The following is a 19,957-nucleotide window of genomic DNA, read 5'->3' as shown; positions in this document are numbered from 1 at the left end:
CCCGGCCCCCTCGCTGCTGACCACCGACAACCTAGTGCCGGTGGGCAACCATCCTCCCTCGCCGGCGCGTCGTGCCCGCCGCTGGTCAGGTCGGCAGTCGCCACAGCCCGAAGTCGGCGTCCCGACGTCGACAGAGCAGCAGGCCGGTGGCCGCCCGGCAGTCCCCGGCGGCGTCCCGCAGCACGTCCAGGATGCGCACCGCGCCGCCCCGGACGTCCAACTCGGCCACGAGCAGACCGCCGTCGGGGCGGCGGCGTACCGCGATCAACGGGCCGTCGAGGTCGTACCTGGCGATCTCCCAGCGGCCCAGCCTCGCCAGCACCCGACCGGTCGGCGGGTCGAGCACGACGAGATCCTCCGATCCCGGCCCGGCGCTGCTCTGCGTGGTGGCCAGCAACCGGTCGGCCTGCGGCCAGACCCACCCCCAGCGGTCGTCCTCCCACCGTGGCTCACCGGTCGCGGCGTCGATCGTCCGCATCCCGCCGGAGGTGCTCGTCAGGCAGATGACGACCCCGCAGTCGGACGCGAACGTCGCTTGCGCGGCGGGGCTACGCCAACGCTGGTCCAGGTGGTCCAGCCCGTACGCCGTGATGACGGACGGAGATCCGTCGATGGTGACCAGGAGGTCGCCCACCACCTGCACGACCCGGAGGCTTCCACCACGGGGCACAGGCAGGTCGGCGCGGGTCAGCACCGCTCCGGTGGCCGTGTCGCGGACCTCGACCTGTCCGTTCCCGCGCTGGAGCACCAACCGGTCCACCCCGCGCGCCCCGTCGCGCAGGGTGAGGTCGGCGCCCGCCGCGACGGACGCCTGCCAGCGCACGGTGCCACAGCACGCTTCGACGACGCGCAGGGCGCCCACGGCCTCGTCCTCGGCGGACCACAGCAGGATCGCCCCGTCGGGCAGGACGGCCGGTCTCCCCGGCTGCTGCCAGCGGTACGCGCCGGTCCGGGGATCCAGCGCGATCGTGAGCGTCCCGGCGCCGTCCTGGCCGGTCTCGTACCCGATGGCCAGCAGTGTCTCGCCGTACCGTACGACACCCCAGTACCGGCCCTCGGCCGGTAGCGACGTACGCCAGACCGGCTCCCCGTCGGACAGTCGGGCGGCGGTCAGCCTCCGCTGCCGCGTCGCCCCGACCGGCTCGACGAGGAAGAGGACGTCGTCGAAGAGGACCGCGTCGGCGCCGGCGGAGGCCGGCAGCGTCACCCCCACGCGCTGCGGATACGGCGTCGACGCGGCGAGGCCGACGAGCACCAGCAGCGCGACGAGCGCGGCGCGGATCCGACGCCCCCGGGCCAGCGGTGGGCGGGGCAGCGGATCGGGGTCCGGGCCGTGCCGCAGCTCCCCGAGGTCGATGACCGCATCGCTCACCGGGGCAACCTCCACAGGGCGGTCGAGCCGTCGAGCCGTCGACAGAGCAGGACGGGCGACGCGGCCTGGCACCCGCCCACCACGCCCGGCAGGACGTCCAGGATCCGCGTCCGGCCGGCGGTGAGGTCAAGTTCGGCGACGACGAGCCGACCGTCGGGTGTCGGGCGTACACCGAGCAGCTCGTCCTCGCGGCGTACCTGGTCCACGAGCTGCCACCGGCCCAGCTCGGCACGTCCCCGTCCGGTCCGCGCATCGCGCACCGCGTACCGCTGCTCGGACGCGGCCACCAGCAGCCTGTCCCGCCGGACGTCGACGAGCGTGTCCGGCCCCGGGTCCGACCAGCGGACGGCGCCGGTGGCGGGGTCGATGGTCTGGATACCGCCGGTCTGCTGAACCGTGCACAGCAGATCCGCGCACGGGACCGCCCAGGCGACCAGCGACGCCGGGGACGTCCAGGCCCGCTGCATCGCCGGCAGCCGGAAGGCGACCAGCTCGGTGCTGCCGGGTGGAACGAGCAGCACCAGGTCGTCCACGACCTGCACCCGCTGGAACGCCGAGCGGTCACCGGGCAACGTGTCGACGCTGTGCAGCAGGTCTCCGGTGTCGGCGTCGTACACCTGCACCTCGCCGGTGGGCTGGACGAACACGACCTGGTCGACCTGCCCGTCCTGCCGGTGGAACCCGGTGCCGCCGAACGGCACGGGCACCGACCACAGGAGCCGGCCGGTGTCGGGCTCGACCCGACTCACCGTGCCCAGCCCGTCCTCCGTGTCGTTGGCGAGGAGCATGCCCCCGTCGGTCGCCCGCTGGGCGATCCCCGGGTGACGCCAGCGCCGCTGGCCCATCTCGGCGTCGAAGGCGGTGGTCTCCAACACACCGCTCGCGACGTTGACGCCCACCGCCAGCACCATTCCGCGTTGGAACCACACGGTCACGAAATCACCGCTGCGATCCAGGGGTGCTCGCCACCGACGCCGCACGACGTCCCCGCCCGTCGGCCCGGGCTGGTCGTAGACGCTCAGGTAGCGGTCGCCGGTGGGCGTGGATGCGTCGACCACCACGATGCCGTCCTCGGTGAGGTACGCCGAGGCGCCCGGCGCGGTCGGCACCGACGTGACGGCGCGCCGCACGACCGGTGTCGCGCCGGCGAGGGTGACGAGGGCCAGCAGCAGCACGGCCACGCTGCGCAGGGGGCGGCCGGCGGCGCGCGGCGGGCGGGCCGGGGGCAGCGACTGCGGCTCGTCCCGGATCTCGCCCAGCTCGATGATCGACAAGAACCGTCCCTTTCTCGCCGGCGCAACCGACCGGGTACGGCCCGGCAAACCGGCCGTGGGCGTACCGGCCCGGCAAAAGCGACGCATCCTCGCCTGTACGATGGCGCGTCGTGGCTGTGCCGGTGGTAGACCCCTCGCTGAATCCCGTGACCGACGCCGAGCCGGCCGAGGTCAAGCCGACACGGCGGCCTCGACGCCGCCCGGCCCGAGCCGACCTGTTGGCCCTCGGAGCCTATGTGCTGCTGGGCGTCTTCGTCTGCCTCAACTACTGGGGGGACGTGACCGGCCGGGTCTCGTCGCACCTGCCCACCGACCACAGTTGGTTCGAGTGGCTGTTCGCGCACGGCGCGTACTCGGTGCGGCACCTGGAGAACCCGCTGTTCACGGCCCGGCAGAACGCCCCGGACGGGGTGAACATGATGGCCAACACCTCGCTGCTCGGCGTGACGCTGCCCCTGGCCCCGCTCACCATGCTGCTGGGCCCGCAGGTGATGTACGCCCTCTACCTGGGCGGGGCGTTGGCCGCCACCGCCGGCACCGCGTACTGGATGCTCTCGCGGCACCTGGTGCGGTCGCGGGCGGCGGCCTTCGCGGGCGGGGCCTTCCTCGGCTTCGCGCCGGGCATCATCCACCACGCCAACGGCCAGCCCAATTTCGTCTCCAACTTTCTGCTCCCGCTGATCGTGGTGCGGGTGCTGCGCCTCGGCGAGCCGGGCCGGTGGCGGCGCAATGGTCTGGTGCTCGGCGCGCTGGTGGCGTACCAGATCTTCATCAACGAGGAGATGCTGCTGCTCACCGCGCTGGCCTGCCTCGTCGTCGTGCTGGCGTACGCGGTGCAGCGGCCCCGGGCCACCCGGGCCATGGCCGGGACGTTCGTGGCCGGTCTGGGCGTGGCCGGTGGGCTGGCTCTGACGCTCACGGCGTACCCGATCTGGTTCCAGTTCGACGGCCCCCAGTCCTACCGGGGCCTTCAGGGTGGTGTCTTCCACAACTGGGGCGAGGACCTCGTCGCCTTCGTGACCTTCGCCCGGGACACCTGGGCGGGCACCCCGGAGGTGGAGAAGACGATCGGGCTGACCGAGCAGAACACCTGGTTCGGCTGGCCGCTGGTGCTGCTCTCGCTGGTGGCTCTGGCGCTGCTCGTACGCCGCTCGCTGGCCGCCCGGATCGTCGCGGTGCTCGTCGTGGTGTTCACCGTGGCCTCGATCGGACCGTGGGTCCGCTTCGACGGTGTGGAGACCGAAATTCCCGGCCCGTGGTCGTACGTGTCGGACGACCTGCCGCTGGTCGAGATGATGATGCCGACCCGGCTGGCCCTGGTGGTCGCCGCCGCGGTGGGCGTACTGCTGGCGCTGTTCTGTGACGCGGCGGCCCGCCAGGCCCGCGCGGGCCTCGCGCCGGCACCACGCGCCGGGGAGCCGGCCGCCGCGCCGGTCGCGCCGCGCCGACGGTGGCTGCGCCCCCTGGGGTACGCGGCGGTCGCCGTCGCCCTGCTGCCGCTGTTCCCCCGGCCGCTGCCCGCACAGCAGATCGACCCGCCGCCGCACTTCATCACGGCGGGCGGCTGGCGACCGTACGTGCCAGCGGGCCGGACCCTCGTGCCGGTACCGATCCCGAGCAACGTGCACGGTCTGCCGACGCTGCGCTGGAGTGCCCTGACCGGGCAGGAGTTCCCCATTCCGGGCGGCTACTTCATCGGCCCGAACGAGCTGGGCGAGGGTGTCTTCGGCGCGCCGAACCGACCGACCAGCAGCCTCATCTACTCCACCATGGACTCCGGGGTCCTGCCCGCGCTCACCGACGAGAACCGGCGGCAGGCCGTCGAGGATCTGCGGTTCTGGCGGGCGTCGGTGGTGGTGCTCGGCGCCCACCCGCGCGAGGCGGTGCTGCGCGAGCTGGTCACCGCGCTGCTCGGGCCGCCGCAGCGGGTCGACGACGTCTGGATCTGGGACGTCCGCGCCCTGGTGGGCTGATCAACCGACGAGGGGCCGCACGTCCCACATCCACCCGCCGTCGACCGGGCGGCCCGCGCCGAGCAGGTCGTCGACGGTCCGCCGGACGGCGTCGCCGTTCGGCAGCCGGCCGAGCACCACGACCGCCGCTCGCCAGTGCCGCAGATCCTCGACGGCCTGGCGGCGGTCGGCCGCGCTCAGCACCGGTGTCACGCCGGTCTCGGCGACCCGGCGCAGCAGCACGGCGGTGGGCCGGTCCGGGGCGCCCCAGCGGGCCGCCGGGTCGTCCGGCCCGCTCGGTCCGATGAAGTACCCGCCCGGGGCGTCGAACGCCAGCCCGGTACGCGCCGACCAGAGCATGACCGGGCTCAGCGCGGCGCCGGTGACCGGCGGCATGCCCACCACCGTCCGCCCGGGTGGGACCAGCGGTCGCCATCCGCCCTCGGCGACGAAGGCCGGCACCGGCGGCACCGGAACGACCCGGATCGGTGTCGGTGTCAGGGGCAGCAACGCGGCGGCCACCGCCGGCACCCACACCAGCCGTACCGGCAGTCCCGGCACGGCCGTCCGGCGGGCCCCGGCGACGCGGTCCACGAAGAGCGCCACCAGGACGCCGAGCACCGGCACGCAGACCAGCGCGAACCGGGCCGGCACCGCGAGGTCGAGCAGCGGCAGCCCGGCGACGAGCCGGTACGGGCCCGGGATCCCGGTGGCGCTGCCGTCCACCCGCAGGTCGGTGCCGAGCGACAGCAGGGCGAAGACCACACCGCAGCCGGCCAGCGCACGGACCAGCGGTCGTCGCCACAGCCAGAGCACGACCACGACGGCGAGGACCAGCAGCCCCGGGCCGAAGAACGAGTTCTCCTCCGTCGGATTCGGCGAGAGCAGACCCGGCAGCCAGTCGTCCCCGAGCACGGTCTGCCGGGCCGACGCCGTGAACGACGCCGCGTCGAGCTGGAAGCCGTGCGCGGCGAACGCCATGCCGGTGTAGTGCTGCGGGCCGTGGAACTGGAACCACAGCGGGTACGCCAGCAGCACCGCGCCCACCACGGCCGCGACCGCGAGCCGACCGAGCAGGGCCGGCGCGAGACGACGGGCCGCGGCCCGGTCGGCCAGGGCGTAGCCCAGCGCGAACACCCCGGCGGCGAGCGCCAGGAAGACCAGCACCTCCTCGCCGATGAAGACCTGCCAGACGAGCAGCAGCCCGAGGCCGACGCCGGGCCGCCACGCCGCCGTTGCGCCGGCGCCCGGCCGGAACACCAGGGCGAGGATCGCCGGCAGCAGGAACTGGGCGGCCACGTGCAGGTGCGCGCCGGCCTGGGCGACCATGCCGGGGGCGAAACCACAGACCAGCCCGCCGAGCGCCGCCGCGGAGCGGGCGGAGACGAGCCGACGGCGCAGCAGCGCGTACCAGGCCGTGGCGGTGCCGGCGAGGCAGCCGACCACCGCGACGCAGAACGCCACCTGCGAGCCGAACAGCAGCGTGACCGGGGCCAGCGGGACGCCCAGGCCGAGCACCGAGGTGTTCGCCATCAGGTTGACGCCGTCCGGCGCGTTCAGGGCGGCGCTGAAGAGCGGGTTCTCCCCCGCGACCACGGCGTGCGCCGCGTGGGCCAGCATCCACTCGAAGAGCACCTGGTCACCGGCCTGGTGGAACAGCCGCTGCGGGTGACCCCACTGCGCGCTGGTCAGCACCACGGCCAGCGCCAGGTAACCGGCGACCACCAGCGCGTCCGGCAGCCACCCCGGCCGTGGCGGCGGCGCGGTCGGGGAATCGGCCGGCGTCGTCGACGGCGCCGTTCCCGTGGTCATCAGACCGAGCGGTCGGTCAGCGTCCGGACATCCCACACCCAGACGTCCAGCTCCTGGCGGCCGGGACCGACCAGCTCCTCGACGGTACGGCGCAACGGCTCGGCGTTCTGCTGACGGACCGGGAGCACGAGGATCGCCGCCCGCCAGTGCCGTAGCTCGTCCGTGAACCGCCGGCGCTGTCGGTCGTCCAGTTTGGAGGTACGACCGGTGGTCGCCACCTCCTCCAGCAGTTGGCCCACCCCGCTGGGTCGGCCCCCGAACCGACCCGGGTCACCGGTGTTGCCGTTGCGGGGAGCGAGGAAGTAGCCACCCGGGATCTTGAAGTCGAGGTTGGTGGCCGCCGCCCAGCGCATGCCGTGCGTGTTGCCCATGCTGGGCACCGGGATCGGCACGAGCGTCTGCTCCGGACCGACGTACGCCCGCCACCGGTCGGCGGTGATGAACTCCGGCACCGGCGGCCGGGAGACCATGCGCAGCGGCATCGGGGCGATCGGCAGCAGCGCGAACGCCAGACCGGCGGCGGTGAGCGTCCGGACGGTACGGCGGTCGGCCGGCCGCAGCGCCCAGGCCCGCTCGACGGCGATCGCGAGCAGCAGGCCGATGACCACCGTGGTGATCAGACCGAACCGGGTCGGCACCACCGCGTCCAGCAGCGGCAGGTGCACCAGCAGCTCCCACGGCCCGGTGATCAGGTCCCGGTCCCACCAGGAGATCTGCTCACCGAGCGAGAGCAGGGCGAAGAACGCCCCGGTGGCGGCGAGCGCTCGGACGATCATCTCCCGACGCAGCCAGACCACGACGCCGACGGCGAGCATCGACAGGCTCCAGCCGAAGAAGGCGTTCTCCTCCGAGTAGTTCGGCGCGAGGTTGACGTTGGCCCGCTGGTTGCCACCGAGCGTGGCCGAGCCGGGCGCGAAGAAGGCGGCGATGTCGTTGCCGTAGTCCTGCACCGCGTCGCTGAGCCCGTGGTACGCCATCGGCCCGGCGAACTGCACGTACAGCGGGTACGCCAGCAGCGCCCCGGCCAGCAGCGCACAGGCGGCGAGACCGGCGGCCAGTGGTCGCCACGCCGCCCGCCAGCGGGCCGGCTCCTGGGCCACCACCGCGAGCAGGAAGATCCCGCAGGCCAGCGCCGTGAAGAGCAGGATCTCCTCGTTGATGAACGCCTGGGCGGTGACGAGCATCGCCAGCAGGAGGCCGTCGAGGACCGGGCGGCGCGAGCGGGTCAGCACCAGGACCCGCCAGACGATGAACGGCAACAGGAACTGGCTGATGATGTTCGGGTGCCAACTCGCGTGCGAGAGCATCGCCGGGGAGAAGCCGCAGAACCAGCCACCGGCGGCCGCCGCGAGCGGCGTACGCACGATGTGGCGGCGGAGCACGAGGTACCAGGCCATGGCGGTGCCGGCGAGGCCGAGCGTCACCAGCACCACGAAGGACACCGCCGGGCCGAACAGCAGGGTCACCGGCACCATCGGGATGCCCAGCGCCAGCACCGCGGTGTTGGCCATCAGGTTGACGCCGTCGGGATAGTTGAACTGCTCGGTGTAGAACGGGTACTCGCCGTGCAGCACCACCCGTACCGAGTGGGCGAGGAAGAACTGCACCTGAGCCGGGTCACCGGTGTAGAGCGAGGCCACCCGGCCGGCCGGGTCCAGCCAGATCCGGCTGGTCACCCAGACGGCGGCGAGCAGGAACAGCGCGCCGACCGCGAGGTGCTGCCGGCGCCTGGTCCAGCGGGCCCAACGCCTTCGCGTCGGCGCGGACACCGGGACCGTCCCGTCCGGCGCGGTGGTCTTCGACACGGCCGCGTCCGAAGCAGCCCCGTGCGGCGCGGCCTGGTCCGGCACGGCCTCGTGCGGCACGGTCTGGTGCGGCGCGGCCTCGCGCGGCACGGTCTGGTGCGGCGCGGCCTCGCGCGGCACGGTCTGGTGCGGCGCGGCCTCGCGCGGCACGGTCTGGTGCGGCGCGGCCTCGTGCGGCACGGCCTCGATCGGCGCGGCCTCGAGCGGCACGGTCTGGTGCGGCACGGTCTGGTGCGGCACGGCCTCGTGCGGCGCGACCCGCGACGGGTCGGCCTCCTCGGGCGGGGTCTGGTCCGGCGCGGTCGTCTCGGGGGCGGTCGAGGTCGGGATGGCCGGGGCGGTGTCGACCAGGTCGGCCGGAGCGGCGGAGTCGCTGGGCGCCCCGACGGACCTGGCCCGGGAAGCGAGGGCGCGGGACTCGGCAGGCGTCACAGTCGGCGGAGTCTACCCGAGTGGCGAAAAGGCACTAAAGCCCCGGTGATGTCCATTGTGGCGGACGAGGAACCGGCCAGCGGCGGCGCGGCGTCGGACATCTCGTACTATGGCGCTTTCCGACAGCGACGGCGAGGCGATCGGGGGCGGATCAGGTGACTCCGGGCCGCCGGCACGGCAGGACGCTCGCTGTCCTGCTGACGGCGTTGTTGGTCAGTACCGCATGCGGTCCCGTCGCGGACCGCGCGCCTCGCGACCTGCGGGTGGGGTACGACAGCCTCGACGGCACCCTGGCCGTGTGGCCGCCACGGGGCGATCTGTCCGGCGACGCCGCGGCGACGACCGCGGTCACCGAGGCGGTACGCGACTGGCGGTCACCGGACGACGACCGGGCGCACCTACCGTCGTCCGGCATTCTCTTCTCCGGACGCGTCGACGGGGCCCCGGTGGCCCTGGTCGCAGCCGACGTGCCGGGCGAGAGCGCGTCCTGGCTGCTGCAACTGACCGGCGACGGCGACCGGTACGCGATCAGCCGCGCCACCGAGTACACCGACCCCGGCTACCTGGTCTACTCCGACGTGCTGCCGGTGCAGACGGCCGGCGGGCGGCGCTACCTGGTCTCGGCGCGGGTGCAGCAGTTGCTGGGGCCGCAGGGGCGGGCGTTGGCCGTCGCCGACGGCCTCAGCGCGCCGGTCGACGTACCGGCCTGCACAGCGGTCGGTGTTACGGCGACCCTGCGGGCCACCGAGTCACTGCCCCGGGGTCGGGCCGCCGACCGGCTGCTCGACCTGGGCACCGGCACGACGGACCCGCGTTATCCGCTGGTTCGGGACGAGTCCGGCGCCGGCCGGCGGGCGCTCACCGGCCTGGACACCTGCGTGCTGGCCGGCGAGCGGGGCCCGTTCGGCAGCATCCCGCGCCGGATCGGCGACCGGGACGCGCCGAAGTCCGTGCCGACGTCCTGGCCCATGGCGAAGCTCTCGGTCCGGTCGCTCGGCGAGGTGGCGCTCGGCGGCGGCGAGCCGGCCGAGTTGCAGCAGCTCAGCTGGGACACCGACGCCGGCACAATGACCGCGGTCGTCTACCGACCGGCAAACGGGAGCACGCCGGTGGTCTCCCCGGCCGACCGGGCAACGCCGTTGCAGACGTACCAGCTCCCGATCCCCGGCCAGCCGCTGCTGGTGCTCAGTTGGCGGGCCACCCGGGACAGCTCCCTCTCGGTACCACCGGGCACGCCGCTGCTGGTGGAACGCCCCGGCCTGGTGGTGGTGCCGGAGCCTTCCCGCACCCAGACCTACAGCCTCGCCAACACCGACAAAACCCACTACCGCTCAGTAAGCCCCCGCCGCTGACCCGACCCGCCCCGCCCGGCCAGCCCTGGCCCCGGCCCAGCCCAGCCTGGCGCGGCCCAGCGCGGCCCAGCCCAGCTCAGCCCGGCCCAGCTCAGCCCGGCCCAGTTCAGCCCGGCCCGGCCCGGCGCGGCCCGGCGCAGCCCGGCCCGGCGCAGCCCGGCCCGGCGCGGCTTAACCCGACCCAGCGCGGCTTAACCCGACCCAGCGCGGCCCAGCCCGGCGATCTTGCACTTTCTGTTGCGACAAAAGGTATGAACGAGTGCGTTTCGACAACCGAAAGTGCAAGATCGACGCGAGGCAGGACGCGGGAGGCAAGATCGACGCGAGGCAGCACGCGCGAGGCAAGATCGACGCGAGGCAGGACGCGCGAGGCAGGACGCGCGAGGCAAGATCGACGCGAGGCAGGACGCGCGAGGCAAGATCGACGCGAGGCAGGACGCACGAGGCGGGACGCGCGAGGCAGGAGGCAGGAGGCGGGAGGGAGTGCGCCTGACTCGGGAGCGCGCGCGGGGTGGAGCCGCGCACGGAGAGGTGGCGTCGACGCTGACGGCGGGCACCCCTCGGGGTGCCCGCCGCCGTGACGTGCCGGGACTAGTTCTGAGCTGCGGTGTTGCTGGTGGGGGTCAGGCGGTCCGGGGTGGCGTCCAGGCGGGAGATCCAGCCGGTGACGTCACGGGCCACGTCCTGCGCGGTCAGGCCGAGGTCGGCGAGGATCTGCGCGCGGGTGCCGTGGGGGTGCCAGTCGGCCGGTACGCCCAGGTCCTTGAGCGGTACCCGGACGTCGGCGTCGCGCATCGCCTGGCCGAGGGCGTCGCCGACACCGCCGACGCGGACGCCGTCCTCGACGGTGACCACGAGCCGGTGGCGGGCGGCCATGTCGACCAGTTCGGCCGGGACCGGGCGCACCCAGCGGGGGTCGACGACGGTGACGCCGTAGCCGTGCTCGGCGACCCGGGCGGCGACCTCCATGCCCATCTGGCCGAAGGAGCCGACGGCGACGAGCAGCACGTCGGTACGCGTCGACTCGGCCAGCACGTCGACGGTGCCGACCCGGCGCAGCGCCGGCAGGTCCGCGGCGACCGCGCCGGTCGGGAAGCGCAGGACGGTCGGGCCGTCGTCGGTGGCCACCGCCTCGCGCAGCTCCTCGCGGAGGGTGGAGGCGTCACGGGGAGCGGCGATCCGCAGACCGGGCACCACGCCGAAGACCGACATGTCCCAGATGCCGTAGTGGCTGGGGCCGTCCGGGCCGGTGATGCCCGCCCGGTCCAGCACGAAGGTCACCGGCAGCTTGTGCATCGCCACGTCCAGCAGGACCTGGTCGAAGGCGCGGTTGAGGAAGGTGGCGTAGACGGCGACCACCGGGTGCAGGCCACCGAGCGCCAGGCCGGCCGCTGAGGTGGCGGCGTGCTGCTCGGCGATGCCCACGTCGTACACCCGCTCGGGGTACTTGCGGGCCAGCTTGGCGATGCCGGTCGGCTCGGCCATGGCGGCGGTGATGCCCACCACGTCGGGCCGCTCGTCGGCGACGGCCAGCAGTTCGTCGGCGAAGACGTGGGTCCACTTCACCGAGGGGGCGGCCAGCAGCGTGCCGGTCTCCACGTCGAAGGCGCTGCTCGGGCCGTGCAGGCAGTCCGCCTCGTCCTCCTCAGCCGGGCGGTAGCCGTACCCCTTGCGGGTGACGGCGTGCACGATCACCGGGCCGCCGAAGTTCTTCGCCGCGCGCAGGGCCGACTCGACGGCCGCCACGTCGTGCCCGTCCACCGGGCCGACGTACTTGATGCCCAGGTCCTCGAACATGGCCTGCGGGGCGACGGCGTCCTTGATGCCCTTCTTGACCGCGTGCAGCACCTCGTACATCGGCTTGCCGACGAGCGGGGTGGAGCCGAGGGCGTCCTTGACCGTGTCGAGGACCTTCTCGTAGCCCGGGTTGAGCCGCAGCGAGGAGAGGTGGTCGGCCAGTCCGCCGATGGTGGGCGAGTAGGACCGGCCGTTGTCGTTGACCACGATGACCAGCGAGTTGCCGGCCGTGGCGATGTTGTTCAGCGCCTCCCAGCACATACCGCCGGTGAGCGCGCCGTCGCCGACCACGGCCACGACGCTGCGCTGCTCACCCCGCAGGGCGTACGCCTTGGCCAGGCCGTCGGCGTAGGAGAGCGCGGTGGAGGCGTGCGAGTTCTCGATGAGGTCGTGCTCGCTCTCGGCCTGGCTGGGGTAGCCGGAGAGGCCACCGCGCTGGCGGAGCTTGTCGAAGCCGGCCTGACGCCCGGTGAGGATCTTGTGTACGTACGCCTGGTGCCCCGTGTCGAACAGGAGCCGGTCCCGGGGGGAGTCGAAGACGCGGTGCATGGCCAGCGTCAGCTCGACCACGCCGAGGTTGGGCCCGACGTGCCCGCCGGTACGGGAGACCTTCGCGATCAGGAAGTCCCGGATCTCGGCGGCGAGCACATCCAGCTCTTCGCCGGACATCCGCTTGACGTCCTGCGGACCGCGGACCGTCTCCAGCAGCCGACCGTGGTTGGCCGTGTCCTCTTCAACGCTCATGACCGGAGAGTCTATCGGCCGCCCGACACTCCGCAGCCTGGCCCGAGCCGCTTGGGCCGGACCGGCCGGCTGAGCGCCTGGTCAGGGGCGAATCCGCCGTCGGTCGCTACGCGGCGGCCGGCGGCAGCAGCAGTCCGACGCACTCGACGTGCTGGGTCATCGGGAACAGGTCGAAGCCGCGCAGCGCCGCCAGTCGCCAGCCCAGCTCGGCGAAGGTGCGGACGTCCCGGGCGAAGGCCGCCGGGTCACACGCCACGTACGCGACCGCCCGTGGGCCGGCGGCGGCCAGGGCGCGCACCACCGGGGCGCCGGCGCCGGAGCGCGGCGGGTCGAGCACCACCACGTCGACCGGGCCGGTGATCCGTCGGCGGGCCAGCGCGGTCTCCACCCGCGCCGACACCACCTCGACGCGGGGCAGGTCGGCCAGGTTCTCCCGAGCGGCGGCGACACCCTGCGCGGACGCCTCCACCAGCGTCACCCGACCGGACGCGCCGACGCGGGCGGCCAGCCCGGCGGCGAACAGTCCCGCGCCACCGTAGAGGTCCCAGGCGATATCGCCCGGCCGCGGGTCGAGGAGCTCCAGCACGGCCGTGTTGAGCGTGTCGGCCGCGGCCGGGTGCACCTGCCAGAACGCGGACGCGGGCAGCACCCAGTCCCGCCCGGCGGCCACCTCACGGACCTCGGTGGGCCCGCTCACGGGGGTGACGACCCCGTCGCGGACCTCGGCGACGCTCACGTCCCCTCCGCCGCTGGCGACGGTCTCCACCGCCTCGGCCACCGGCCAGCTCGCGCCGGTCGGACCGAGCACCGCAAGCTGCTGGATGGCCGGGTGGGCGATGCGGCAACGGTCGATCGGCACGACCTCGTGCGAGCGGTGTTTGAGCAGGCCGGCCCGGTCGGCGGCGTCGACCGCGTAGCGGACCCGGGTACGCCAGCCGAGCAGCCCGCCCGGCAGCGCCTCGACCCGGACGCCGAGCCGGTCCAGCTCGGCGTCGGTGAGCCCGCCGAGGCGGGCCAACTGCTCGCGCACCACGGCGGTCTTCCAGGCCAGTTGCGCGTCCGGGGCGACGTGTTGCAGGTCGCACCCGCCGCAGGCGCCCGGCTTCGCGTACGGGCAGGGCGGCTCCACCCGGTCCGGCGACGGGTCCAGCACGGTCACGGCGTCGGCCCGGACGAACCCCCGGTGCACCTCGGTGACCTCGGCGATCACCCGTTCCCCGGGCAGCGCGTGGCGGACGAACACCACCTGCCCGTCCACCCGGGCGACGCAGTGCCCGCCGGGGGCCACCGCGTCGACGGTCAGCTCGACCCGCTCCGCCTCGCCGAGGCCCCGCTCGGCCGTCGAAGCCAAAGCCGAAGCCGCGGCCGAGGCCGCACCCGCGGTCGTACGCTCAGTCACGGCTGTCTCCCACCGTCTCGCCGCCCGCCGGGCCGGCCTCGCCGGGCGGCGGCGCGGTCACCGCCGCCGGCACCGAGCCCCGGGGTCCGCGCGCCGGCGTGTTGGAGAGGGTGGCGTCGAGCCGGTCCAGGTTCTTGCTCGCGGTCGAGGCGAGCTGCCACGGCACGCTGACCACCATGACCCCGGGCTCGAACAGCAGCCGGCCCTTGAGGCGCAGCGCGCTCTGGTTGTGCAGCAGGTTCTCCCACCAGCGCCCCACCACGTACTCGGGGATGAAGACGGTGACCACGTCGCGCGGCGACGTACGGCGGGTGGAGGCGACGAAGTCCAGGATCGGCCGGGTGATCTCCCGGTACGGCGAGTCGACGACGGTGAGCGGGATCGCCATCTCCCGGCGTTCCCAGTCGGCCTGGAGGTCGCGGGTGTCCTTCTCGTCCACGTTGACGGTCACCGCGGTCAACGTGTCCGGGCGGGTGGCCCGGGCGTACGCGATGGCCCGCAGCGTCGGCTGGTGCAGCTTGCTCACCAGCACGATCGCGTGGTTACGGGCGGGCAGCACGCCCCGGCTCTCGTCCGGCGGCGTCAGTTCGGCGGCGACCCGGTCGTAGTGCCGGCGGATGGCCAGCATCAGCGCGTAGATCACCGCCATCGCGGCGATCGCGATCCACGCGCCGAGCAGGAACTTCGTGATCAGGACGATCACCAGCACGGTGCCGGTCAGACCCATGCCGAACGTGTTGATGGCCCGGGAGCGGTGCATCCGCTTGCGGGCCTCCGGGTCCCGCTCGGTGCGCAGCCGCCGGTTCCAGTGCCGGATCATGCCGGCCTGGGAGACGGTGAACGAGACGAACACCCCGACGATGTAGAGCTGGATGAGCCGGGTCACCTCGGCCTGGAAGCCGACGATCAGGACGATCGCGAAGAGGGCGAGGAACGTGATGCCGTTGGAGAAGGCCAGCCGGTCGCCCCGGGTGTGGAACTGGCGGGGCAGGTAGCGGTCCTGGGCGAGGATGGAGCCGAGCACCGGGAAGCCGTTGAACGCGGTGTTCGCGGCCAGGAAGAGGATGAGCGCGGTCATCCCGGCCACCACGTAGAGCAGGATCGAGCCGGAGCCGAAGACCGTCTCGCCGAGCTGGGTGGTCACCGTCTTCTGCACGTACCCGTCGGGGCCCGAGACGATCTGCAGGGCCGGGTCCTCGACGAACTGCAGGTGGGTCAGCCGGGCCAGCCAGATGATCCCGACCAGCAGGCTCACCGCGATCGCGCCCAGCAGCAGCAGCGTGGTGGCGGCGTTGCGGCTCTTCGGCGCCTTGAACGCGGGCACACCGTTGGAGATCGCCTCGACGCCGGTGAGCGCGGCGGCGCCCGAGCTGAACGTCCGCAGCAGCAGGAAGACCAGCGCGAAGCCGGTCACGCTGTGCTCGGCCTGGATGACCAGGTCGGCGCTGGGCGCGCGGAGGTCGTCGCCCAGGACGAAGACGCGGAACAGCCCGGTGAGCAGCATTCCGCCCATCACGATCACGAAGCCGTAGGTGGGGATGGCGAACGCGGTGCCCGACTCGCGCAGCCCGCGCAGGTTGACCGCGGTCAGCAGGACCACCGCGAGGACCGCGATCATGACCTTGTGGGTGGCCACGAACGGGACCACCGAGCCGAGGTTGGCCACCCCCGAGGAGACGGACACGGCCACCGTGAGCACGTAGTCGACCAGCAGGGCGCTGGCCACCCCGATGCCGAACTTGGGGCCGAGGTTGACCGTGGCCACCTCGTAGTCGCCGCCGCCGGAGGGGTAGGCGTGCACGTTCTGCCGGTAGCTGGCCACCACGGTGAGCATCACCACGACGACCGCGAGGGCGATCCACGGGGAGAACAGGAACGCCGACGCGCCGGCGATCGACAGGGTCAGCAGGATCTCGTCGGGCGCGTACGCGACGCTGGACAGCGCGTCGGAGGCGAACACGGGTAGCGCGATGCGCTTCGGCAGGAGGGTGTGCTGCAGGCGGTCGGACCGGAACGGTCGACCGAGGAGCAGCCGCTTCAGCAGCGAGGTGGGACTGGCCACGAACGCCAAGAGTACGACCACCACGGTGCGAACGCGGGGGTGGGCGATCATCGCCGCCCACGGCGGCGGGGTACGGTCGGTCCCCGCTCTCGACCGGGACGTGGCAGGCTCGCACTCGAAGACCACCGGCAACGGGGATGGTACGTACCTTGGGAGGGACAGCGTGCACGTCGTGATCATGGGATGTGGGCGGGTCGGGTCGACCCTCGCCCACAGCCTGGAGTCCCGGGGGCACTCGGTGGCGGTGATCGACCAGGACGCCGACGCCTTCCGCCGGCTCGGCCCCGACTTCGCCGGGATCACGGTGACCGGGGCGGGCTTCGACGGCGAGGTGCTGCGCCAGGCCGGCATCGAGCGCGCGGACGCCTTCGCGGCGGTCTCCAGCGGCGACAACTCCAACATCATCTCGGCGCGTCTGGCCCGCGAGACGTTCGGCGTGTCCCGGGTCGCGGCCCGGATCTACGACCAGCGCCGGGCGCAGGTGTACGAGCGCCTCGGCATCCCCACCGTGGCGACGGTGCGCTGGACGGCCGACCGGATGCTGCGGCACCTCGTGCCCGAGGGCAACGTGGAGATCTTCCGAGACCCGACCAGCACCGTGTCGATCGTCGAGGTCCCGGTGCACCGGGAGTGGATCGGTCGGCCGGTGCACGTGCTGGAGGAGGCCTCGGGCGCGCGGGTGGCCTACCTGATCCGCTTCGGCATCGGCACGCTGCCCACCGCGTCCACCCTCGTGCAGGAGGGTGACCAGGTGTTCATGCTGGTCAGCGACGACATCGTGGCGACGGTCACGGCGGTGGCGGCGACGCCGCCGGAAGGAGGGCACTGAGCATGCGGATCGCCATCGCCGGCGCCGGCAACGTGGGCCGTTCGATCGCCCAGGAGCTGATCGAGAACGGCCACCAGGTCATGCTGATCGAACGTCAGCCGAAGATGCTCCGACCGGACCGGGTGCCGGCCGCCGAGTGGGTGCTCGCCGACGCGTGCGAGGTGGCCAGCCTGGAGGAGGCCAACATCGCCGGCTGTGAGGTGGTGGTCGCCGCCACCGGCGACGACAAGACCAACCTCGTGCTGTCGCTGCTGGCCAAGACCGAGTTCGCGGTGCCCCGCGTGGTCGCCCGGGTCAACCGGGCGGAGAACGAGTGGCTCTTCACCGAGCAGTGGGGCGTCGACGTCGCGGTGAGCAAGCCCCGGGTGATGGCGGCCCTGGTCGAGGAGGCGGTCACCGTCGGCGACCTGGTCCGGCTCATGACCTTCCGGCAGGGCGAGGCCAACCTGGTCGAGATCACCCTGCCACCGACCGCCCCGTACGTCGGTCAGCCCCTGCACGCGGTGCCGCTGCCCCGCGACTCCGCCCTGGTGGCGATCCTGCGCGGCAAGCGTGTCCTGGTGCCCAGCCCGGACGACCCCATCGAGGCCGGCGACGAGTTGATCTTCGTCTGCACGGCCGAGGTGGAGGACGACGTACGCGCCGTCATCCTCGGCCCGGACAGCGTCGAGCGGACCCGCGGCTCGCGCTGAGCCGGCCCGGTGCCGGCCTCCTCAGGCGCCGGGCAGCGGGGTGGGTTGCGGCTCCCGGGTGACCCGGCGCACCGTCCAGACGGTGATGAGCAGCAGCAGCGCGTACGGCGGGTAGCCCAGGGCCAGCCGGGCCACGCCCAGCGCGGTGTCCTGGTGGGCCAGGTAGAGCCCGGCCTGCACGCCCACCTTGGCCAGCCACACCACGCCCCAGAGCACGGTCAGCCGGGTGAAGGTCTGCACCAGCTTCGGGTCGGCCCGCCACTCGGAGCGGCCCTTGGCGACCAGCACCGACCAGATCCAACCGACGAGTGGCTGCCGGACGGCCGCCGAGATCAGCAGGACGACGCCGTAGCCGATGCCGTAGAGGATGCCGGGCAGGTAGAAATCCCGCTCGTTACCGGTACGCCACGCGATGGCGGCGCCGATGCCGACGCCGAACAGCCCGTTGACCGCGTGCCGGATCGGCCGGCGCTGCGCCAGCCGCAACCCGGCGATCAGCAGCGCGACGGCCACCGAGGCGATCACGGCGGGCCGCAGGTCACCGATGATGTTGGCGAGTACGAAGACGACCACCGGGATGCTGGACTCGACCAGCCCGCGCCAGCCGCCGAGCTGGTCGGCCATCTGCTCGGCGATCGTCGGCAGCGCCTCGTCGTCGCCCGGAGGAGTCTCCGGCTCTGTCGCCCGGTGCTGTCCCGTCGTCATGACCGGCCTTCCGTCCCCGGCGCCGTCACTTCGGCGAGTCCAGCTCGTAGTACGGGTTGTAGATGACCTTACGGTCGTCGCGCATCGCCACCCGGCCACGCGCGGTGAGGTGCCGTCCCGGCTCGATCCCGGAGATGTGCCGCCGGCCCAGCCAGACCAGGGTGACGACATCGCTGCCGTCGTACAGGTCGGCCTCCAGCGTGGGCAGGTTGGTGCGCGGCGTGTAGACGACGGTGCGCAGCCGACCGGCGACCGAGACCAGTTGGCCCCGGGAGCACTGCTGAGCCAGGACGCCACCGCACTCGGCGCTCTCCTGCCGCAGCTCCTGCGCGTCGATCTCGGCCTCGCTGGCGGTGAACCGTTGCAGGATGCGCCGCAGCGACACCTTGCTCTCGTCGGTCGTCATGACCTCCGCGTCACCCTCTCCACGCTCGCCGGTACCGGCCCGGCTCCGACGACGCCGGAACCGTCCCGCCAGCGTACGCCGACAAGGCCGGTTCCGGCGGGCCGGGACGCGGTCGGTCAGACCTGGCGGGGTTCGGTGGACGCGTCCCCGGCCTGGTCGGCGATCTCGCGGGGCAGTCGCAGCGGCAGCGGCTCACGCACCGGCTTCGCCTCCTGGCCACGGTCGACCACCAGGCCTTCCAGGCACTCGGCGAGCGGGCCCGAGCTGGCCGGGTCGGTGGCCACCGGCCCCTGGAAGACACCGCGGACCATCCAGCGCGGCCCGTCGACGCCGACGAACCGCAGGTTGGTCGGGCCGTCCGGGGTCCGCACCTGGGCGTGCAACTCCGTGCCGTACTCGCCGGCGACCTCCTGCGCGGAGGCGCCGTCCCGCAGCAGCGACTGCCGGATCTCCTCGCGCACCTCGTCCCAGATCCCCTCGGACCGGGGAGCCGCGAAGACGCCGAGCTGCAACGCGCTGTCCCCGTGCACCAGCACGACCTGCTGGATCACACCCTGCGGGTCGGCCTGCACCCGCACCTCCACCTCGGCGACCGCCGGAATGTGCAGGCTGCCCAGGTCGAGCCGCTCCACCTCGTCGTCGACCTCGGAGATGTCGTACGGCCCGCGCACCAGCGCCGGCGCCGCGGCCCCCTCGTCGAGGACCTCGGTGGCCCGCTCGTCGCGGGTGTGCCGCCCGGCATCGGCCCGCTTTCGGGAGAAGATCACTGCGCCCACCCTCCGCTGTTCACAATCACCCTGCCACTTCTTCCGTCTGCCCGTCGGCCGGCGACGGCACCAGCTGGGCGTGCCCGCCGGTCGAACCGTGCCCACCGGTCCCTCGCGCGGACCCGGGCAGCTCGGCCACCGGCTCGAACCGCGCCCGCGCCACCCGCTGGACCACGAACTGGGCGATCCGGTCGCCGCGAGAGATCTTCGCGGGCGTGTCCCGATCATGGTTGATCAGGTTGACCATGATCTCACCCCGGTAGCCGGCGTCGACCGTACCGGGCGCGTTGAGCACCGTCACGCCGAGCCTCGCCGCCAGGCCGGACCGGGGATGGACCAGGCCCACGTAGCCGTCCGGCAGGGCGACCGCCACGCCGGTGGGCACCAGGGCCCGGCCACCGGGCGGCAGCTCGACGTCCGCGGCGGCCACCAGGTCGGCGCCGGCATCGCCGGGATGGGCGTACGTGGGCAGCGGCAGCTCGGCATCGAGCAGCCGTACGGGCACGGGTACGACGTCGGTCACGGGTCCCCTCTTCGGTCCGGTTGTCTCCGGTGAC

The 19,957-nt window shown here is 73.4% G+C and carries 15 protein-coding genes; 4 read left to right on the top strand and 11 right to left on the bottom strand.

Translation table 11 applies throughout. From position 1 onward, the window contains the following. Positions 1–85 precede the first annotated feature (85 nt). A complete protein-coding gene (locus ACQPZK_RS08050) occupies positions 86–1,372 on the bottom strand; it encodes a PQQ-binding-like beta-propeller repeat protein (RefSeq protein ID WP_433537676.1) in 1,287 nt (428 codons plus the stop codon). Then, the gene (locus ACQPZK_RS08045) at positions 1,369–2,646 is read right to left on the bottom strand and encodes a PQQ-binding-like beta-propeller repeat protein (RefSeq protein ID WP_433537675.1); all 1,278 of its coding nucleotides are present in this window, start codon (positions 2,644–2,646) and stop codon (positions 1,369–1,371) included. Before ACQPZK_RS08045 ends, ACQPZK_RS08050 begins: the two co-directional genes overlap by 4 nt. Before the next feature lie 116 nt (positions 2,647–2,762). Between ACQPZK_RS08045 and ACQPZK_RS08040 the strand changes: the two genes are divergently transcribed. After that, the gene (locus tag ACQPZK_RS08040; RefSeq protein WP_433539144.1) at positions 2,763–4,619 is read left to right on the top strand and encodes a hypothetical protein; all 1,857 of its coding nucleotides are present in this window, start codon (positions 2,763–2,765) and stop codon (positions 4,617–4,619) included. Here the strand turns inward: ACQPZK_RS08040 and ACQPZK_RS08035 are convergent, their stop codons facing one another. Together ACQPZK_RS08035 and ACQPZK_RS08030 are read right to left on the bottom strand one after the other, a co-directional pair. Further along, the gene (locus tag ACQPZK_RS08035; RefSeq protein WP_433537674.1) at positions 4,620–6,410 is read right to left on the bottom strand and encodes a hypothetical protein; all 1,791 of its coding nucleotides are present in this window, start codon (positions 6,408–6,410) and stop codon (positions 4,620–4,622) included. Then, complete coding sequence (locus ACQPZK_RS08030; RefSeq protein ID WP_433539143.1) at positions 6,410–8,215, bottom strand: hypothetical protein; 1,806 nt, start codon at positions 8,213–8,215, stop codon at positions 6,410–6,412. The genes ACQPZK_RS08035 and ACQPZK_RS08030 overlap by 1 nt, the downstream gene beginning before the upstream one ends. Positions 8,216–8,802: 587 nt before the next feature. Between ACQPZK_RS08030 and ACQPZK_RS08025 the strand changes: the two genes are divergently transcribed. Beyond that, a complete protein-coding gene (locus ACQPZK_RS08025; RefSeq protein ID WP_433537673.1) occupies positions 8,803–9,999 on the top strand; it encodes a hypothetical protein in 1,197 nt (398 codons plus the stop codon). 591 nt (positions 10,000–10,590) lie between these two features. On the opposite strand, the gene dxs is transcribed toward ACQPZK_RS08025, so the two are convergent. The 3 genes from dxs to ACQPZK_RS08010 form a co-directional block, all read right to left on the bottom strand. Next, positions 10,591–12,540 (bottom strand): 1-deoxy-D-xylulose-5-phosphate synthase, encoded by a 1,950-nt coding sequence (gene dxs, locus ACQPZK_RS08020; RefSeq protein WP_433537672.1) that lies wholly within the window; start codon positions 12,538–12,540, stop codon positions 10,591–10,593. Positions 12,541–12,646: 106 nt separating this feature from the next. Beyond that, on the bottom strand, positions 12,647–13,891 hold the full coding sequence (locus ACQPZK_RS08015) for a class I SAM-dependent RNA methyltransferase (RefSeq protein WP_433539142.1): 1,245 nt from the start codon (positions 13,889–13,891) through the stop codon (positions 12,647–12,649). 40 nt (positions 13,892–13,931) lie between these two features. Further along, positions 13,932–16,001, bottom strand: coding sequence for an APC family permease (locus ACQPZK_RS08010; RefSeq protein ID WP_433537671.1), 2,070 nt, complete (start codon positions 15,999–16,001; stop codon positions 13,932–13,934). Positions 16,002–16,164: 163 nt separating this feature from the next. On the opposite strand from ACQPZK_RS08010, the gene ACQPZK_RS08005 reads away from it, so the two are divergent. Together ACQPZK_RS08005 and ACQPZK_RS08000 are read left to right on the top strand one after the other, a co-directional pair. Continuing rightward, positions 16,165–16,830, top strand: a complete 666-nt coding sequence (locus tag ACQPZK_RS08005; RefSeq protein WP_433537670.1) for a potassium channel family protein — start codon at positions 16,165–16,167, stop codon at positions 16,828–16,830. A 2-nt stretch (positions 16,831–16,832) separates the two neighbouring features. Further along, positions 16,833–17,522 (top strand): potassium channel family protein, encoded by a 690-nt coding sequence (locus ACQPZK_RS08000; RefSeq protein ID WP_433537669.1) that lies wholly within the window; start codon positions 16,833–16,835, stop codon positions 17,520–17,522. Between the two features lie 21 nt (positions 17,523–17,543). On the opposite strand, the gene ACQPZK_RS07995 is transcribed toward ACQPZK_RS08000, so the two are convergent. From ACQPZK_RS07995 to dut, 4 genes are all read right to left on the bottom strand, one after another. Next, a complete protein-coding gene (locus ACQPZK_RS07995; protein WP_433537668.1) occupies positions 17,544–18,227 on the bottom strand; it encodes a DUF3159 domain-containing protein in 684 nt (227 codons plus the stop codon). Between the two features lie 25 nt (positions 18,228–18,252). Continuing rightward, complete coding sequence (locus tag ACQPZK_RS07990; RefSeq protein ID WP_357122730.1) at positions 18,253–18,633, bottom strand: OB-fold nucleic acid binding domain-containing protein; 381 nt, start codon at positions 18,631–18,633, stop codon at positions 18,253–18,255. A gap of 116 nt (positions 18,634–18,749) precedes the next feature. Further along, positions 18,750–19,400 carry a DUF3710 domain-containing protein gene (locus ACQPZK_RS07985; protein WP_433537667.1) on the bottom strand — a complete coding sequence of 217 codons (651 nt, stop codon included), beginning with the start codon at positions 19,398–19,400 and terminating at the stop codon, positions 18,750–18,752. 25 nt (positions 19,401–19,425) lie between these two features. Beyond that, on the bottom strand, positions 19,426–19,923 hold the full coding sequence (gene dut, locus ACQPZK_RS07980; protein ID WP_433537666.1) for a dUTP diphosphatase: 498 nt from the start codon (positions 19,921–19,923) through the stop codon (positions 19,426–19,428). Positions 19,924–19,957: the final 34 nt, after the last annotated feature.

The organism is Micromonospora sp. CA-249363 (assembly GCF_050950185.1).
Classification (GTDB): domain Bacteria; phylum Actinomycetota; class Actinomycetes; order Mycobacteriales; family Micromonosporaceae; genus Micromonospora.
Note: the sequence above shows the minus strand (reverse complement) of the source record. Positions and strands in the feature narration are given on the sequence as shown.

What these genes read in the sequence shown, in the direction of transcription:
- dxs (WP_433537672.1), bottom strand. Translation starts at nt 12,540, where the DNA reads ATGAGCGTTGAAGAGGACACGGCCAACCACGGTCGGCTGCTGGAGACG.
- ACQPZK_RS07990 (WP_357122730.1), bottom strand. Translation starts at nt 18,633, where the DNA reads ATGACGACCGACGAGAGCAAGGTGTCGCTGCGGCGCATCCTGCAACGG.
- ACQPZK_RS07995 (WP_433537668.1), bottom strand. Translation starts at nt 18,227, where the DNA reads ATGACGACGGGACAGCACCGGGCGACAGAGCCGGAGACTCCTCCGGGC.
- ACQPZK_RS08000 (WP_433537669.1), top strand. Translation starts at nt 16,833, where the DNA reads ATGCGGATCGCCATCGCCGGCGCCGGCAACGTGGGCCGTTCGATCGCC.
- ACQPZK_RS08035 (WP_433537674.1), bottom strand. Translation starts at nt 6,410, where the DNA reads ATGACCACGGGAACGGCGCCGTCGACGACGCCGGCCGATTCCCCGACC.